This is a genomic window from Streptomyces sp. NPDC053069, assembly GCF_044546895.1.
Taxonomy (GTDB): Bacteria; Actinomycetota; Actinomycetes; order Streptomycetales; family Streptomycetaceae; genus Streptomyces.
The window spans coordinates 306,267-322,006 of record NZ_JBITZN010000003.1 but is presented as its reverse complement, the minus strand read 5'-3'; the positions used below and the strand labels follow the sequence as shown (position 1 = coordinate 322,006).

Genomic DNA, 15,740 nt, shown 5'->3' with positions numbered 1-15,740 from the left:
ACGTCAGTTGATGCGTACGAGGTCCGCCTTCAGCACCCCCAGCAGGCCGCCGTCCAGTGTGACGTCGGTCTGGCCGGTGACGCTCACCGACCGGCCGCCGACCCGGACCGCCGTGGTGCCGTCGATCTCCACGGAGGCGCCCCGCACGCTGACCTTGCCGGTCTTCGCGTCGAGCGTGATGCCCTGGCCGTCCAGCCGTACGAAGGACAGTGCCCGCCGGCCGCCGGCCGCGTACACCGTCAGCTCGATCCGGTTGTTCCGGTCGTCCAGCAGCACTTCCAGCCGCTCGTCCGCGGTGCGCAAGCGCACCCCGGACGGACCCGGTGCCCGCGCGTCGAGCAGCTCCAGCCGGTGCCCCGAACGGGACACGACCGAACGGCGGTTGACCTTGCCGCTGGTCCCGTCCACGAGCGGCACGTCGTGCGGCGAGGGCCGGTCGACGCCGTTGTACAGGCCGCCGATGACGTACGGGCTGTCCAGCAGGCCCTGCTCGAAACCGACGAGCACCTCGTCGTTGACCTCGGGGCTCACCACACCGCCCCCGCCCTTGCCGCCCCACTGCACGGTCCGCACCCAGTCGGTCACGTAGGTGTCGTCCAGCCAGGGGAACCTGAGCCGGACGCCGCCGCTCTGCGCGCCGCCCGGTTCCCGTACGTCCGTCACCACGCCGATCGCCAGGCCCGGTATGCGCGGCCCGCGGTCGGGCGCGTTCGCGCCGGTCACCAGGCCGGCCAGGGACCGGTCGGGGCTGGCACTCACCCAGACCGTGGTCCGGTAGCCGCCGTGCGGCTCCAGGCTGTGCTGCACCGCCGTCGCCGTGTACCGGCCGGAGAAGGCCGGCCCCACGTTGCCGAGCGCGACCGGCCGGCCGGCCCGCAGCCGCGGGTTGCCCTCGACGACCGCCTCCCATTCGCCGAAGCCCGCGCTGACCTGCGCGGCCGTCGCATCCGCGACCGCGGTCGTCTCGGCCTGCGTGCGGTACGGCGTGTCGGTCACCGTCAGCTTCGCCGACTTCCCGAACCGGGCGGCGAACTGCGGCGCGAGACCGGGCAGCACCGTCTCGCTGGTCACCGACTGGTGCCGGGCGACCAACGGCCTCTTGGTGGTGACGTCCCAGCCGCGCACCTCGACCGAGGACGCGCCGTCCGCCCCCGACAGCGAGGCCCGCAGCGCCAGCAGGTTCCGGCCGTACTCCAGCACCATCGGGCTCTGCGTGGCCGGGGTCGACGGCGCGGGCGCACCGGACGCCTTCTCGGGCCGGGTGAACTGCAGCACCCCCTGGTCGTCGACCCGCACCTGGGCACCGTGCTCGCCCGCCAGGTACCGCAGGAACTCCCAGTCGGAGACATTGGCCTGCGACAGCTGCCGGTAGGTGACCGGCGCGGCCTCCACCTTCCCGCACGAAAGCCCTGCACCGGCGGCCACCTTGCGGACGATGGCGGCGGCCGTCATGTTCCGGTACGCCACCACCTTCCGGCCGCGCTGCAGCCGGTGGGCGACGGAATATGCGCGAACCACCGTGAACGACCCGGTGCCGTCGCGGTCGATCTCCACCGCCGTGACCTCGCCGTTGAAGAGCCGCTCCCGGGCCTGCCCGGCGACCGTCACCACCGACACCCGCAGCGGCGTGCCGAGGGTGATACCGGTGGACTTCAGGAACTCGTGGTCGGGATCGCGGTAGGTGAGCACCGCGGTGTCCGGCAGGCCCACGTTCTCGTCCACCACGCAGCTCACCAGCTGCGCCGTCCAGACCGGCGGCAGCTCGCCGGGGGCCTCCACGACGGGGTCCGCCGCGAAGGACCGGCCGCCCCGCGCCTCGGGTGTGGTCACGGCTCCTCCTCACCGCCCGCGTCGCCCAGTGCCGGGACCACCAGTTCGGTGCCCGGCACCAGGGCCAGCGGGTCGTCGATCCCGTTGGCCTCGGCGATGGCCCGCCAGGCCGTCGCGTCGCCGTACTCCCGCCAGGCCAGCAGCGCCAGACTGTCCCCGGCCACCAGGGTGTGGGTGCTGCGGGCCGTGCGCGCGCCGGAGGTGGGGTTCTGCCCCGGCGGGTCGACGCTCGCCTCCGACACCGACAGCGCACAGGTCGCCCGCAGCGGCTTGCCGTCCACGTCGAAGAGCGTGTACGTCACCGACAGGCTCGACAGCACCCCGTCGAACGAGGTCGTCCGGGCGGTGCCCCACTCGAACCGCACCCAGGGGCTGGCCGGTTTCTTGCGGGCGAGGCTCGCCGGGGTCGGCACACAGGCCTTCATCAGCTTCTCCACCGCCTGCTCGACCGAGTCGTCGTGGGTCGAGGTCGCGTCGAGGAAGACCTCCAGGCTCAGCTCCCGCGGCCCACTGCCCACGAACTCCGGCAGCGCCGACTGCCCGGCCATCCGCGACGGGCTGCGCCGCCACTCGGTCGTCTTGCGCAGCTGGAGGCTGGAGGGGTTGAACTGCAGGTCCAGCCGGGCGAGCGTGCCGCCGGGCCGGGCGCCGACCGCTGCCGGGGGCTCCTTCAGGGTCAGCTGCGCCCTGGCCCGGCTGGTGCGGACCGCAGGGGACATACGAGGGCACTCCTTCCGTGCGCTGGTGAGGGAACGTCAGGAAGGCCGCAGACCTTCGTGGGCGATCTCCAGCGTCTCCACCGCCGCCTCGGAGGACGACGGGTCGAAGGACGGCCCCTGCCAGCGCACCGGCACGATGCCGAGCACCTGCCAGCTGATGATCCGGGTCAGGTCCGGCCTCAGCGCCACGATCTCCCCGTCCTTGGGTTCCACGCGCCGCAGCGTCTGGTCCAGCCAGCGTCCGATCTTCGCCGTGTCGGCGGTGACCGGCCGGGTCAGTGTGATGTTCGACCAGGTGACGCGGCCGGGCAGCTGCCAGGTGAAGCCGTTGTTGCCGCCCTCGGCATAGCTCTCCATCTCCACCTCGGCTCCCATGCCGGAGCAGGTGTGGAAGGCCCCCAGGTCGTTGCCGCCGATCGCGAGCCGGAAGAACACGCTCGTCGCGAAGATGTTGTCCGTCATCCGTTGGTCATCCGTTCCCTGTCCTCAGCGGCGTCCGTCGTAGGGGCGGCCCGCGCGTTCCCGGCCGCGCCGCAGATCGGCGCGGAGCAGCCGGGCCAGCGGGTCCAGCAGGCGCCGCGCCAGCTCGTCCAGGTCGATGCCGGGCTCGTGCGGCACCCCCGACGACCGGTCCGCATCCGTGCCGGTGGCCGCCCCCGGTTGCGGGGGTGCGGAGGCCGACCGCTGCCGTCCCCGCGGTGGTACCGCCGTCACCGGCACCTGCGCGGCGGCCGCGTCCCGCTGGAGGAGCGGCACCGCCTGGACCCCGGCGGACCCCGGACGGCCGGCGCGGACCACGGGTACGGCCGGACCGGGCGCGGCCGGGGGCACGGGGCGGTCCTGGAGCGGGGAGGCCTGCGCGTCGGTCAGCGGCAGCGCGGCCGGGCGTACGGCGTCGTGCTCGTCGGCCCCGGCCCGCTGGACGAGCGGATGGGGCCGCACGACGGGAACGGCCCGGTGGCCGGGCGCTGCGCTCGACGGCGGCGAGTGGTGAGGGCCTGCCGGTGCGGCAGTGGTCCGCCGCTGTACCGGTGGCGTCGGCCGCGTGGACTCCCGCACCGCCGTGGCAGGCCCCGCACCCTGCGCAGGGTCCGGTTCGCGCTGCCAGGTCGCGGCCACGACGGGACGCCGGGCGGCGCGGGCGACGTCGACGCGTGGCGACGCAACGCCCTGGGGGACACGGGTGTTGACGGTGAGCGGACGTGCGGCCAGCAGGGAGAGCGTGCGCGGCGCGGAGAACGCCGCCGACCGCTGGGCGGTCGGCGGCCGCCCGACGACGACACCGGACGTCCGCGGACCGGTTCCCGGCACACCGCCGGGCGCACGGTGAGGCACACCGCCGGGCGCATCGACGGGCGTGAGGACGGGTGTGACGACGGGCGTGGCGACAGCTCGGGCGACGACGACCGGTCCCGGCACGACTCGGCCACTGACCGCCGGTCCGTCGGGGCGCGGCGCGTCCGGTGCCGCTGTTCCCGCGGTACCGGGTGCGGCGGCGGCAGAAGACGCGTCAGAAGCAGGAGGGACGGCGGCGCCGTCCGCCGACCGTGGGTGTGCGGTGGCCGGTCCTTCGGGCCGCTCCGGGGGCGTCGGCCGCGCGACGACCGGCACCCCGGGCGGGGCGGCCGTCGTCGGCGCGGCTGAAAGGCCGCCGGAGGGTGAGGAGTCGGCGAGCACAGCGCGCTGTCCGGTGTCCGCCACGCCGAGCAGAGGGACCGTGCCTCCAGCCGTCCCCGAAGGGGGATGAGATGTGCCCGGAGCAGCGCCGGCCGGGCGTACCGGGGCCCGCTGCAGGTCCGGGCCGGCCGGGCGGGGTGGCTCGGCGGTCGGCGGCATGGCGGGCAGTGGCGCCCCCAGACCGCCGCGGGCCCGGGCACCGGACGCCCCGGTCCGGTTGTCCCGGCGGGACCGCTGGGCCGGGGTCGGCACCCCGGCTTGGTCCCCCGACGGGGTTGCCGGGTTGCCGCCGCGCGGATCCGGCACCGACGCGCCGGAGTCCGCCTGGCGCTGCACGACCGGAAGCGCCGGTCCGGCCTCCGGTCGGTCATCGGCAGTGAACAGCCTGGCGGCGGCGGGGAGTTCGGTCAACGGTGCGCCCAGCGGTGCCCGGGTGGCCGGTTCGTCGGAGGACTCAGTGCGTTGGACTGCTGGGTGGTCGCCCCAGGTCAATGCGCGAGCGGTGGTGGGGAGTTCAGGCAGCGGTGTGCCCAGGGGCGCCCGGCCGGCTGGCTCGTCGGGGGTTTCCGTGCGCTGGGCCGTCGGGTGGTTGTCGGCGGTCAATGGGCGGGCTGCGGGCGGGAGTGCCTGGGTGGCTGGTTCGCCGGAGGACTCGGCTCGCTGGACTATTGGGTGGTGGTCGGGAGTCAAGGGGCGGTCGGCGACGGGGAGTTCTGGAAGTGGTGTGCCCAGGGGTGCCCGGGGGGCCGGTTCGTCGGAGGGCTCAGCTCGTTGGACTGCTGGGTCGGCGTCGGGAGTCAAGGGATGGACCGTAACGGTGAGTTCCGTTAGTGGCGGCCGGGTGACCGACTCGTCGGGGAGTTCGGGTTGCCGGTCTGTCGGGCTGGTGCCGACAGGCAACGACATGGTGGTGGAGGGGAGTTCCGGCAACGGGGTGTCCAGGGGTGCGCGGATCGCCGGCCGGCCGGGAGACTCGGCGCGCTGGACTGGTGGTGTGGCCGGTGTCGGCGGTGTGGCCGGTGCCGATCGTGTGGTGTGCCGGGCCGTCCCTGTCGAGGCCGGCGTGGACGCCGTGTCCGAGGCCGCCCCGGGTGCCTCCGCGGCCGTGCCGGGGCGGGCGGCGGGCCGCAGCACCGCGATCCGGCGCACCGGTCCGATCGTCCGCCGGGCCACGGTCAACGCGGGGCCCAGCGCACGGGGGCGCACCGGCGCGGCGCTCGTGCCGCGGGTTTCTGCGGACCCCGGCTCCTCCGTCGCGAAGGGGTGTCGGGTCACTCCACCGGAGGGTGTGCGTCCCGTCCGGCCGGTGCCCGGTGTGCGGGCGGGGCCGGTTTGCGGGGGCGTACGGCGGCCGGGAGGAGCGTGGTCCGGTCCGCTCGGCGACGTGCGGCGCCCGGCCTCGTCGCCCGAGGTGTGCGGCACCACGGCGACCCGTCGTACCACCGGGATCTCCGGTGCAACGGCCGGGTCATCGGGCCGGGCGGGCCGTACCGCCTGGTCGCCGGCCGCCGCCGTGGACCGCTGAACCGGTGCCCGGGGCACGGCGGAGGCCACGGCCACACGGTTCGGTGAGGTCCCGGACGGCCGCTGCGTCGAAGGGGCCGCGGCAGTCCTCGTCCGTCCGGAGCCAGCGGTGGTCCCGGCGTCTCCCCGCCCGCCGGCCGTGCCGGCGTCCGGGCTCCCCGTACGGCGGTCGCCGGTGAGCGGAGCGGCGGGGCCGGCCTCGGTGGCCTCCTCGGTGTCCGGCCGTGGCACCCGCAGCAACAGGGGGCCGCCGTCGGCGCGGACGCCGCGCGGCGTCGCCGGGCGGGTGACGCCGCGGATCAGGCCCACCGGCGCGGAGGGCAGCAGCGCATGGCCGAGCCCGGTGTCGAAGGACGGGTCCTGCCAGGACGCGAGGCCCGAGCGGAAGGCGAGCCCGTCGCTGACGCCCAGCGGAGCGCGGGCCACGGTCAGGGCCGGCGGCGGGGTGCGGCGCCAGCCGCCGTCCCAGTCGCCCGGCACCGACGCCGCGGCGGGACCGGGAGGCGCCGCGCTCGCCGGACCCGGCACGGACCGGTCGGCCGCCCCGCGCGCGGAAGCCCCCGCGGACCCGGTGCCGGCCCGGCGGCGCAGTGTGTCGCGCCACGCCATGGAATTCAACCGCCTTCGTTGATACGTGTGTTGATGCGAGCGATCTCGGTCACCCACTGCTGCCGCTCACCATGGGTGAGATCGAGGATCTCCTCGCGGGGCCAGTGGAAGTGGTAGGCGATGTACGCGATCTCCTCCCGCAGCCGGGGGAGCGCGTACGTCACGATTCCCCCAGGCGCCCACCCGAGAGGTCGACCTCGAAGGAGCCCTCGCAGTGCGGGCAGGTCACCGCCGCGCGGGTGTGCCCCTCGCTGTTGACGCGACGGTAGAAGTCCTGGAGGAAGGCGACATCGGTGGCGTACATCCGCTCGACGATCCCCGCGTGCACATCGGTGATGGTGCCGAGCCGGGTGATCACCTGGCTCAGCAGCACCACGCTCAGGTAGGCCGGGTTCTCCTTGACCCGCAGGTCGATCTGGGGCCGCAGCTCGTCGCGGGCGGTCGCCAGGCGCATCGCGCCCTGCCGGTGCACCGTGCCCGCCTCGTCCACGTACCCGCGTGGCAGCTCGAACTCGAACTCCGTGCGCAGCCCGTCCTCCTGGGGGGCCGCGGTGCGGGCGGCCGGGGCCGGCGGCTGCTCGGCCGCCGGGGCGGGCGCCGTCGCCTCCAGGATCTCCCCCAGGCTGCCCGCCGTGACCGTACGACGCCTCATTCGACGACGATCTCCTCGAACACGATCGTGACGGACTCGGTGGCCGCGGAGGACTCGCCGGCCTTGAGGGAGGGCCCCTCCCACTTGGAGGCCCAGCCGTTCATCAGCTGGATACGGCGGACCGTGTCCCCCTTGGAGTCCTTGATCTCGATGGTGAGGTTCTGGCGTGCCGTGTCGACGGCGCCGTTGTTGAGGGTCTCCTTGATCCACTTGGTGAACTCGCTGCTCTTGTCGAGACCCCGGGTGATCGTGATCTCGCCGGCCCGGCGGGCGCCGGGCTGCTTGCGGATGATCTGCTTGCCCCGCGAGCTGACCTGCTTGACCTCGACGACCTCCTCCTCGACGGTCAGCCCGCTGATCTCCTGGATCGACTCGACCATGTACCCGCCGAGCTGCACGCCGAAGACGTGAGTGGAAAGAGCATCGCCCTCTGCCATGACTGTCTGTCACCTTCCCTTGCCAGACCCGCGGGTCACTCGTCGATGAGGCTGGTGCTGTCGGAGAACTGGGCCAGCCGGAACACCACGAACTCGGCGGGCTTGACGGGGGAGACGCCGATCTCGCAGACGACCCGGCCCTGGTCGATGGACTCCTGCGGGTTGTTGTCGCGGTCGCACTTGACGTAGAACGCCTCCTCGGCGGTGCGGCCGAAGAGCGCGCCCCGGCGCCATTCCTCGGTGAGGAACGCGGTGACGTTGCGCCGGATGCTCGACCACAGCCGGTCGTCGTTCGGCTCGAACACCACCCACTGGGTGCCCAACAGGATCGACTCCTCAAGGTAGTTGAAGAGCCGCCGGACGTTCAGATAGCGCCAGGCCGGGTCGGAGGACAGGGTGCGGGCACCCCACACCCGGATGCCGCGGCCCGGGAAGGCGCGCACACAGTTCACGCCGATCGGGTTGAGCAGGTCCTGCTCGCCCTTGCCGAGCCGGATCTCCAGATCCACCGCGCCCCGGACCACCTCGTTGGCGGGCGCCTTGTGCACACCGCGCTCGGCGTCGCTGCGCGCCCACACACCCGCGACGTGACCGCTCGGCGGGACGGTGGTGTTGCGGCCGGCCGCCGGGTCGAAGGCCCGCACCCACGGGTAGTAGAGGGCGGCGTACCGGGAGTCGTAACCGGCTTCGTCGTTGCGCCAGTTGCGCACCTGCTGCGCGGTCAGCCCCGGCGGGGTGTCCAGGACGGCCACCCGGTCGCCCATCTGCTCGCAGTGCGAGATCACCGCGAGCTGGACCGTGCGCACGCCCTCGGCGTCGAGGTCGCCCCGCTGGTAGGCACCCATCAGGTCCGGCACCGCGACCATGGTGATCTCGTCGATGGCTTCCAGGCCGGCGAACCCGGTCCGGGCGGCGGCGTCACCGACGTACTCGGCCGGATCGACCCGCGACACCTCCGCCGAGCCGGTCGCCGCGGGCGAGGCGGGAGCGTCGGGCAGGGCCACGGTCTGGCTCGCCGGACGCGTCTGGGCGGCGCCGCGCTGCTCGGTGACCTCGATCAGCCGGGAGGCGCGGACCTGGGTGACCAGATAGCCCTTGACGCTCTTGCGGGTGGAGACGTCGTAGGTCTCGGCCACCTGGTCGCCCTGGCGGACCAGCAGCCTGAAGCGGTCCTCGGGCGGGTTCTCGCCCTCCGGGTCGGCGATCTCCACCGACACTCCCGAGGCACCGGGCCGGGCCGCGACCAGGAACCCGCCGAGGGACACGGGCTCGGCCGCCCGGACCTCTCCGGAGTCGCGTTGGCGGTCTGCCACGGTGGCGGAGGAACTCGCGCCGGAGCCGCCGATCCGCACGATGTAGGCCGCGCCGCCGCCGTTGGAGAAGTAGCCGTACACGGCGTGCGCGAGGTAGGTGCCCTCGGTGAAGCCGCCGAACAGCTGCGTGTACTGGTCCCAGGTAGTGACCAGTGTCGGTTCGTGGAAGGGGCCGCTCTGGGCGAACCCGACGAACGCGGCGACGGCGGTGCCGACCCCCTCGATCGGACGGGCACCGGACTGCACCTCCTCCACGTACACGCCCGGGGTGAGGTACGTCGGCATGCTCGCTCCTTCGGGTTCCATCGGGTCACCTGCGTCGATGCCGAGTCTCCGAGGCACCTGCGGCCCCGCGACAGGGGCGGGGGTACCTGGCCGGGGGCAACCCCGCTGCCTTTTGGTACGTTCGCGCGGACCGTCCGGGCGCCTCGCCGGGCGGCTCCCTCCTGCCCGTGCGGGCCTGGACACCGAAGCGTGCGGCCCAGTCCACTGGAGGACGCGACAGGCGTGCCGACGAGGAGGCGGCAGGGAGCAGACGTCAGGCCGGACCGGTGGTCCGGCGGATGGGGCCCGCCTGGGCGCCGACTCCTCCGGCGTACGGCTGTCCACGGGGTCCACCGACCGTTCGGCGCGCGGCCGTCGGCGTCCGCGCCCGCACCTGCGGCAACCACGGGTCGTCGGGGACGGCGGAGGCCGAAGCCCGGCGGGTGAGGCCGGGTCGGGTGCCGGTGCCCGCGCTGCCGGCCCTGACGCCGTTCACGCAGGCGCCGGGGCACACCGGCGCGGACACCCCGGGGTCGTGCAGCGCCTGGCCGGCTTCGGGAGGGAGCCGAGCGTCCCAGGCTCCGGTGCGCACGCCGCAACCGGTCTCGCCCCGCTCAGGACTCGGTGAGCAGCTCCCGTGTCCAGGGTCCGAACTCGCTCTCCAGGACCAGCCGGCCGAGTTTGCGGTACTCCTGCACCACGGCCGACACCAACTGCCGCATGGTGAGCGGTTCCCCGGACTCCGCCGCGAGGTAGGCGGCGGTCACCGCGCAGGCCCGGATCGAGCCGCCGGCCAGTTCGAAACGGTCGGCGCAGAAACGGAGATCGAGGTCTGCCGCGCGCGGCAGCCGGTCGCCCAGGCAGCGTTCCCACAGGGCGAGCCGGTGGGCCGCGTCGGGCACGGGGAACTCCGCCACCACATCGAGCCGCCGCGTGAACGCCTCGTCCAGGTTGGCCCGCAGATTCGTGGTCAGCACGGCGATCCCGTCGAAGGACTCCATGCGTTGCAGCAGGTACGCCGACTCGATGTTGGCGTGCCGGTCGTGCGCGTCCTTGACCTCCGAACGCTTCCCGAAGATCGCGTCGGCCTCGTCGAAGAGCAGGACCGCGTTGACCGCGGACGCCTCGGTGAAGATCCGTTCCAGGTTCTTCTCGGTCTCGCCGACGTACTTGTCGACCACCGTGGACAGGTCGACCACATACAGGTCCATGCCGAGATCCGCCGCGACGACCTCCGCGGACATCGTCTTGCCGGTGCCCGACTCGCCGGCGAACAGGGCGATCACCCCCCGCCCCCGGCCGCCGCCCGGCCGCATCCGCCACTGCCCGAGCACCTGCTCGCGGTGGCGGGCGCGCACGGCGAGTTCCCGCAGCCTGCGGTGGACCTGCGGGGGCAGCACCAGATCGTCCCAGCCGACGCCCGGCTCCACCCTGCGGGCCAGCCGGGCAAGGCCCGCGCCGTTCTGGGCCCGCACGGCCGAGCGCAGGTCGTCCGGACGGAGCGGGCGGTCCGCCAGGGCGGCACCGCGCACCGCCGCCTCGGCGGCGCGGCGCAGCTGCCCTCCGTCGAGGCGGTGCGCGGCGACCGCCCGGGCGAGCACGTCGGCGTCACCGTGCACACGGTCGTCGGCGCCGGCCAGGGTGAGGGCGTGCCGCCAGCGCGCGGCCTGCCGCGTGGGGGAGGGCGGGGCCACCGGCAGGACGACCGGGGTGTCGGCCGCCCATGCCGGGTCCCAGCCGGCCCTACCGTGCGTGAACAGCGGCGTGCCGCGCAGCGCCGCACAGAACTCCCGCAGGATGCGGGCCTGTTCGGCGGGTTCCGCGGGCAGCGCCTCCAGCGGGCCGAGGACGACCCCCGCACCGGTCAGCCGGGACTCCAGCGCCGCGACCCGGGCGAGCGCGGGTACGTCGCCGGGGCGCCGGGTGACCGCCGCCGCGTCCAGGACCAGCGACGGCAGTCCGGCCGTGCGCAGGGCCGCGACGGCGAGGCCCGGCGCGTCACCGCCCCGGTCCAGCAGATGCACCAGGCCCGTCCCGGAGCGGGCCGCCGATGCCGCCCGGCCGACCTCGTCCGCGTCGGCCGTGGGGTCGTCCCCGGTTTCGCCGAGCGCTCCGGCGAGCCGGGCGTCCGGCTCGGTCCCGCCCAGCAGATGTGCGGTCACCCGGTCCGGCACCGTCAGGGCCCGCGACAGCGGCGGCCGGTGCGGCTCGGTGACCTCCACCAGACCTCCCGCGACGAGGGGGGCGCCCGGGGAGAGGCGGAAGCGTGCGGCCGACGCCGACGGGAGCCCGCACAGCTCCAGAGCCAGCCCGACGGTCGGCCGACGGCGCGTCAGGTCGTCGTTGAGATAGCCGTAGAGCCGCTCGAACCGCGCGTCCAGGTCCGGGGCCAGCGCGACCAGCAGCAGATCCGTGTCCAGCGGCGACAGGCCGAACCGCGCGGCGAGCGCGCCGAGCGCGGACCCCGGCGGCGGGGGCGGTGGCTCGTACCCCGGTACGGCGAGCCCGCCCGGCTCGTCCAGGATCCGTTCCACGGCCTCGGGCGTGAGGTACTGGCCCCGGTAGGGATCGTCCGGGTCCGGGTCGGTGGCGCGCCGGGCCGCCACCGCATGCCGCACCCGCTCCTCGACCAGGCGCAGCCGCCCCCACAGCGGATCCGCCCCGTCCGCGGCGGCCCCGCGGTGGTCGGTGTCAGTGGTGTACGTCATGCCTGGCGGTCTCCTCGGCGGCGGCGGGCGGGGGCCGGGCGCCGCTCGCGCGGACCGGCGAAGCCGTCCGGACCCGGGTCGCTCACCCCCTCGTAGCGCAATCTGCGCCCCGGCACCGGATCCGCGTCCTGCCGACGGTCCGCGCCGCGCACCACGAGCCCTTCGGTGACCGGCGGCGCGGCGGCCCTGTCCACACCCGCGAGCGGCGCGCGGACCCGCACCCCGAGTGACGCCTTCAGCTCTCCGCCGAGCGCCGACCACACATCGGAGGCGGCCGGAGCGTCGAGCGCGGCCCCGGCGGTCTCCAGCCCGACGGTCAGACCGAGTTCGGCCAGCGAGCCGGTGAGCAGCCGTTCCGGCAACGCCTCGGCCGCCACCAGAGCGGCCAGCACCTGCGACAGCAGCCGGTGCTCGTCCTGCGGGCGGCTCGCCCACGCCGTGACGAGGTACGTCAGCTCGAACCAGCGGGGCGGGGTGCGCCGCGCCACCACGTACCCGTCCGCGTCGTACATCTCACCGGCTCCGCTGCCGCGCCGGCTCGTGTCCTCCCGGATGTCGTACAGGAAGGCGCAGACGGTGGGCGCGTTGCGGCGGGCCGCCCAGTCGCGGGTGGGCGCGTCGAAGACGATCTCGACCCCGGACGCCTCCAGGCCGGACTCGCCGAGCAGGCCGCGCAGCGCCTCGTCGACCTCGTGGATCACCGGCGGGTCACCTCGTCGGGCGGCTGCACGCTGCCGTTCACCACCAGGAAGCCGGTCTTCACGGGGGAGAATCCCGGGCCGCGCGCGGTGATGGTGCGCGGACCCGTCTGGTCCTTGGCGAGGATGAGCAGCTGGCCGATGAACGTGCCGTCCGGCTGGGGCACGGTCGGCGCCGCGGCCGCGGTGATCCCCGGCTTCCAGGAGAAGCGCACCGGGACTCCCGGCGGGAAGTCCCTGCCGCGCACCGAGGTGACGAAGCCGGGCCTGCCGATCGGCGGTACGGCGACGATCCGCGGCTGCAGGATCCGGAGGGTCGTGCGCGCCCTGTTGTCCCCCGGGTCGGCGTCCGTCCCGGTGGTGGTGAGAACACCGGTGGCACGGCCGGTGAGCGCACGGTCGGGGGCGAGTACCACCCGTACGACGGTGGAGGCGCCCGGTGCCAGGTCGGGCAGCGCGCACAGCCGGCCGGCGTCACAGCCCGGCGGCGGCCCGCCGTCCGGGATCCCCGCGGGCAGCCCGATCCGCAGCCGCAGCCCGGTGGCCAGCGCGTTGCGTCCGTTGCGGACGGTGTACGTCACCACCACCCGTCCGCCGACATAGCCCGGGTCGGGCTGGGCCGTGACCCGGACACCGGGCCCGGCCTCCGGCGCGGGCGGCGCCGGCACGGGCGTCGGCCTGGGGGCAGGCGGGGTCGGCCCGGGGTGCGGCGGGGTGGGAGTCGGGCCGGGGTGCGGCGGGGTCGGGGTCGGGCGGGGGTGCGGCGGGACGGCCGGGCGCACCGGCACCACGGTGCGGGCGGTGTTGTCGCCCGGCTCCGGGTCGATCACGCTGCCGGTGACGGACCAGTCCACCGGTTGGTCGCCCACGGTGCGCCCGGTCAGGGTCACGGTCACCGGCACGGTGGCGCCGGGCGGCAGCACCCCGATGTCGCACTGGAGGGAGGCGGCGTCGCAGGTACCGCCCGGACGGCGGACCCGGGTGACGGTCACGCCGGCCGGCGGCGCGACGGTCAGCCGGGTGCCGGGAGAGGCGGCGGGGCCGTTGTTGACGATGTCGACGCGGATCGTCGTGGCCGTGCCGACGGTGACCGCGGGCGCCGTGCCCGGCGCGTGCACCGCCAGGTTCACCGACTGCTGCACGCCCGGCTCCTTCTGACGTCCCGGCAGCTGGGTGGTGAGCGGCGACAGACGGCCGGTCGCGATCTTCAGCAGGAGGAGCTTTTCCGGGCAGTCGGCGGGCAGATCGCTGCGCGAGCTGAAGACGATCCCCGTGCCGTCGGCCGTCCAGGCCGCGTCGCGGGGCTGGTGCGGGCCGGTGACCGAGGTGTCGGGCAGCTCCTGGTGGCAGGCGTCGGCGGTGTCCCGGGCAGCCGCGGGCAGCAGGGCCCGGCAGTCGTCGCCGGACACGGAGGTGACCAGCAGCCCGTTGTGCTCGTCGATGCGGCCGCCGCCGTTCTTCCGGTTGAAGGCGATCGAGCGCCCGTCCGGCGAGAACGCGGGACTGTCGTCGATGACCGCGCAGGTGCCCGGACAGATCCGCGCGCTCAGATCGCGCTGCTGGTCCAGGGCGTTCACCGGCACGGTCCAGATGTGCTTGTTGCCGCCGCCCCCGTCGATCACCTCGTTGCGGGTGAAGGCGAGGGTGGTGCCGTCGGAGGACCAGGTGGGCTGGGCGTCGCCGCCCGCCTGCTGCCCGGCCGGCGGCACGATCTCGTGGACGATCGCGCCGGTGGTGGCGTCGGCGATCAGGATACGGCCGGGACCCGAGGCGGATCCGACCCCACCCGGTGAAGTCCGCGTGAAGGCAAGGTACTTGCCATCGGGCGAGAAGGTGGGGTCGGTGTCCCAGTCCCTCGGGCCGCGTCCGGCCAGCGGCATCGGCGCCGGGTCCGAGCCGTCGGCGTCCACCGTCCAGATCCGCTCGATCCGCCCGGCGGGGCCGTCCTCGAACCGGGTCACCACGATACGGCGGCCGTCGGGCGTGTAGTTCTGCCGCTCGGTCCACGGGTCGTACCCGGCCGCCGGGTTGAACAGCGGATCCTTCGCCGGGTCGGTGTTGGTGTCCGCCGCCGGGTCCTCCTTCAGGACGGTCAGCCCGAGGTCGCGCGGGTCGGCGCCGTCCAGGCGGACGTCCTGCAGGGTCACCACGTGCGGACCGGCCGCCGAGGTACGGTCCACCACCGCCTGGCCGCCGTTCAGCGGGCCCAGCCAGGTGGGCGAGCCGACCGCGCGGTCCTCGCTGAGCACCAGCTGCGGGGTGTCCGCGGAGTGGGCGGGCACCCGGAACACATGGTCCCAGTCGCCCTCGCAGTTGCAGGTGCGGTCGGGGGTGAGGAACAGCAGCCCGTCCCCGTCGGGCAGCCAGGCTGCCCCGTGGGTCCGCCACTGTGCCTGCGCCCCCGCCAGCAGCGGCTGGTCGCCGGCCGGTGTGCCGGTCACCCGCAGCCGCGGGCCCGTCGCCTTGTCGGCGGTGTAGGTGTACGCGATGAGGTCCCGGTGCGCCGGGTCGTTCACCGGGTTCCACACGGGTTCCGCCGCCGTGCCGCCGAGCGCGCCGGTGACCGGGGCCGCGGTGCCCCCGGCCAGCGGCCGTACATAGATCTGCTGCCCGGCCGTCCCATCGCCGTCACCGGCGTACGCCAGACGGGTGCCGTCCGGTGACACGGTGGGGCTGATCTCGTCGGCCGGGGTGTCCGTCAGCCGGGTCAGCCCCGTGCCGTCGGTGCGCACCAGCCACAGGTCGCGCTGCTTCTTCCCGTCCGGGCCACCCGGCTCGGCCGAGTCGAACACCACCGCCTTGCCGTCCGGGGTCAGCCGCGGGTGCGCCGCGTCCCGGCCGCTGGTCAGCTTGCGCACCGCACCGTCGGGGGCCCGCAGATAGATCTGCGGGCGCTTGTCGTCGCGGCGGCTCGCGAACACCAGCGCATCGCCCCGTGCGGACGGCTGGACGTCGTAGTGCGCCGGGCCCGCGCCGAACAGCGGCTTGCTGGAGGTGGTGGTGGCGACCCGGCCGAGGCTGCGGTGTCCGGTGCCCGCGTAGGTGATCCGGGTGGCGGGGGCGGCGGCTGCCCGCGGCGCCGGGGCCGCGCTGCCCGGCCCCGAGGCCGCCGTCACCGCGAGCAGGGGAGCCAGCAGGAGCAACGACGCGCCGAATCTCCCCAGCCGGCGCTGCCCGCCGGGGCCAGCGGTGCCGTTCACGGTCCACCTCGCAGTCTCGAACACCAGGGTCGCCCCGCCACTGTGCGCCGGTCGGCGCGGCGCACGTCAGGGCGGCGGGGCCGTGCCCGGGGGAAGTGCGGGGTGCGCT

12 protein-coding genes are annotated in these 15,740 nt (G+C 74.9%); 1 reads left to right on the top strand and 11 read right to left on the bottom strand.

Annotation, left to right across the window (positions count from 1 at the left end; all coding sequences use genetic code 11):
* Positions 1 to 3 precede the first annotated feature (3 nt).
* From ACIGXP_RS08460 to ACIGXP_RS08445, 4 genes are read right to left on the bottom strand one after another with little or no spacing between them, the layout of a single operon-like run.
* Entirely contained in the window at positions 4 to 1,830 is a 1,827-nt protein-coding gene (locus tag ACIGXP_RS08460; RefSeq protein ID WP_399765569.1) for a VgrG-related protein, read from the bottom strand.
* Entirely contained in the window at positions 1,827 to 2,549 is a 723-nt protein-coding gene (locus ACIGXP_RS08455; RefSeq protein ID WP_363220307.1) for a LysM peptidoglycan-binding domain-containing protein, read from the bottom strand. Before ACIGXP_RS08455 ends, ACIGXP_RS08460 begins: the two co-directional genes overlap by 4 nt.
* 36 nt (positions 2,550 to 2,585) lie before the next feature.
* Positions 2,586 to 3,011: a phage tail protein gene (locus ACIGXP_RS08450; protein ID WP_360083165.1), complete on the bottom strand. Its 426-nt coding sequence runs from the start codon at positions 3,009 to 3,011 to the stop codon at positions 2,586 to 2,588.
* Positions 3,012 to 3,035: 24 nt separating this feature from the next.
* A complete protein-coding gene (locus ACIGXP_RS08445; RefSeq protein ID WP_399765565.1) occupies positions 3,036 to 3,968 on the bottom strand; it encodes a hypothetical protein in 933 nt (310 codons plus the stop codon).
* A 1,144-nt stretch (positions 3,969 to 5,112) separates the two neighbouring features.
* Between ACIGXP_RS08445 and ACIGXP_RS08440 the strand changes: the two genes are divergently transcribed.
* Entirely contained in the window at positions 5,113 to 5,751 is a 639-nt protein-coding gene (locus tag ACIGXP_RS08440) for a hypothetical protein (protein WP_399765562.1), read from the top strand.
* Between the two features lie 613 nt (positions 5,752 to 6,364).
* Here the strand turns inward: ACIGXP_RS08440 and ACIGXP_RS08435 are convergent.
* From ACIGXP_RS08435 to ACIGXP_RS08405, 7 genes are all read right to left on the bottom strand, one after another.
* Entirely contained in the window at positions 6,365 to 6,523 is a 159-nt protein-coding gene (locus ACIGXP_RS08435) for a DUF6760 family protein (protein ID WP_363217426.1), read from the bottom strand.
* Positions 6,520 to 7,011, bottom strand: coding sequence for a hypothetical protein (locus tag ACIGXP_RS08430; RefSeq protein WP_399765559.1), 492 nt, complete (start codon positions 7,009 to 7,011; stop codon positions 6,520 to 6,522). Before ACIGXP_RS08430 ends, ACIGXP_RS08435 begins: the two co-directional genes overlap by 4 nt.
* A complete protein-coding gene (locus ACIGXP_RS08425; protein ID WP_363217424.1) occupies positions 7,008 to 7,448 on the bottom strand; it encodes a phage tail protein in 441 nt (146 codons plus the stop codon). Before ACIGXP_RS08425 ends, ACIGXP_RS08430 begins: the two co-directional genes overlap by 4 nt.
* 35 nt (positions 7,449 to 7,483) lie before the next feature.
* Entirely contained in the window at positions 7,484 to 9,046 is a 1,563-nt protein-coding gene (locus tag ACIGXP_RS08420; protein WP_399765555.1) for a phage tail sheath subtilisin-like domain-containing protein, read from the bottom strand.
* Positions 9,047 to 9,639: 593 nt separating this feature from the next.
* Entirely contained in the window at positions 9,640 to 11,733 is a 2,094-nt protein-coding gene (locus tag ACIGXP_RS08415) for an AAA family ATPase (protein ID WP_399765552.1), read from the bottom strand.
* Entirely contained in the window at positions 11,730 to 12,434 is a 705-nt protein-coding gene (locus ACIGXP_RS08410; RefSeq protein ID WP_363217419.1) for a DUF4255 domain-containing protein, read from the bottom strand. Before ACIGXP_RS08410 ends, ACIGXP_RS08415 begins: the two co-directional genes overlap by 4 nt.
* Positions 12,431 to 15,631, bottom strand: a complete 3,201-nt coding sequence (locus ACIGXP_RS08405; protein ID WP_399765549.1) for a hypothetical protein — start codon at positions 15,629 to 15,631, stop codon at positions 12,431 to 12,433. The genes ACIGXP_RS08410 and ACIGXP_RS08405 overlap by 4 nt, the downstream gene beginning before the upstream one ends.
* Between the last annotated feature and the right edge of the window lie 109 nt (positions 15,632 to 15,740).